We start from the raw sequence: 1,522 nt of genomic DNA on the forward strand, positions 1-1,522 counted from the left end.
CTCGGCCACGCCCATTGAGGGCAATGGTTTGCAGTTGCAGTGGAACGTGACGGTGGAGCGTGAAGGCAGCGAAAAACCCGTTTGTGCAGCCGAATCGCTGGTGCGCATTTACGCCTGAAGTTGCCCGTCGGTGGCCGCTGGAGCGCCACCAAAATCATGTTGACGCCACGCCTCGAACACGGTGACGGCCACGGCGTTGGACAAGTTCAAGCTGCGTTGGCCTTCGCGCATGGGCAGCTTGATGCGCTGAGCCGGCGCAAACTGTTCGCGCAACTCAGCCGAAAGGCCCCGCGTTTCAGAGCCAAACACCAGCCAGTCGCCCGGTAAAAATGCCACACCGTGCGCTGCACGGCTGCCTCGGGTGGTCAAGGCAAACATGCGCTCTGGCGCGGGCTGTTCAGCGGCCAAAAAAGCGGCCCAATCGGCGTGGCGGCGCAATGTGGCGTACTCGTGGTAGTCCAAGCCTGCTCTGCGCATGTGTTTGTCGTCCATTGAAAACCCCAAGGGTTCGATCAAGTGGAGAGTGCAGCCAGTGTTGGCGGCCAGCCGGATGACATTGCCGGTGTTCGGCGGAATTTCGGGTTCAACCAAGACGATATGGAACATGGCCGGTATTGTGCCTTGCGTAGCGGGCTCAATCGCCATGGCCGCCAGCCAGGGTTCAGGCGTCGTCTCCAGCCTCGGTGCGCGCCAGTACCAAGGCGCTGATGTGCGCCGCCCCGGCTTGGCGCAGCACCCGAGCCGCCATGTGCAGCGAGGCACCGCTGGTCATCACGTCGTCCACCAGCACCACACGCCGACCTTGCAGCTGGCTTGTGCGCAGCGGGTCGACCGCAAAAGCACCGGCCAAATTGGCGAGCCGTTCGGCTCGGGGCAAGGTCCGCTGAGAGGGCGTATCCCGAATACGCAGCAGCAAATGGGCATCGGCCTTGCAGGGAGAAAGGCGGCGTGCCAGCAACCAAGATTGGTTGTAGCCGCGCTCAGACAGGCGCCTGGCAGACAGGGGAATGGGCAGCACCCAGTCGGCTTCTTCCAGGGTGTCCTCAGCCCAGGGCGTGCTTTGCATCAAGGTGGCCAAAGGGCCGTCCCATCCGGCTTGTTGGCGAAATTTATAACGGGCAATCAGATCCACCCAGGGCCAGCTGTAGCGGGTGGCGGTGAGGCAAAGGTCCAACGGGGGAGGGGACTTCAAGCAAGCACCGCATTGCCGCACCGATTGGGCGATGGGCAGTGCGCAGGTGCTGCAGCGGTGTTGCGGTTGTGCAAAGCGGCTGATGCACGCATCGCAAATCGGGGCCTGCGGCCAGCTGTGGCAAATTGCACATCGGCTGGGCAGCCCAAGGGCGGCCCTCTTGGGGAGCCAGGCAGCGGGCTTCAAAAACAAGCCACTGAACCATCGGGGCCACATCATGTCAATATACTCAGCGCTTGGTTGCACTGCAAGCGCACAAGCCCCCAATAGGGTTGTATTTCAGTGTGTGCGGCGACCCCACATGAGCCAATTCACGGAATGTCCCAAGCC

The 1,522-nt window shown here is 62.2% G+C and carries 2 protein-coding genes and 1 pseudogene; 1 reads left to right on the forward strand and 2 read right to left on the reverse strand.

Annotated elements, in window-relative coordinates:
• A pseudogene (locus Q0341_RS04625) lies at positions 1-118 on the forward strand (MaoC family dehydratase); the annotation flags it as partial.
• Here the strand turns inward: Q0341_RS04625 and Q0341_RS04630 are convergent.
• A complete protein-coding gene (locus Q0341_RS04630) occupies positions 109-606 on the reverse strand; it encodes a tRNA (cytidine(34)-2'-O)-methyltransferase (RefSeq protein WP_299510893.1) in 498 nt (165 codons plus the stop codon). The pseudogene Q0341_RS04625 and the gene Q0341_RS04630 sit on opposite strands and share 10 nt — an antisense overlap.
• 55 nt (positions 607-661) lie before the next feature.
• Positions 662-1,408, reverse strand: coding sequence for a ComF family protein (locus Q0341_RS04635; RefSeq protein WP_299510894.1), 747 nt, complete (start codon positions 1,406-1,408; stop codon positions 662-664).
• Positions 1,409-1,522 lie beyond the last annotated feature (114 nt).

This window comes from uncultured Limnohabitans sp., assembly GCF_937889215.1.
GTDB lineage: Bacteria > Pseudomonadota > Gammaproteobacteria > Burkholderiales > Burkholderiaceae_C > Limnohabitans_A.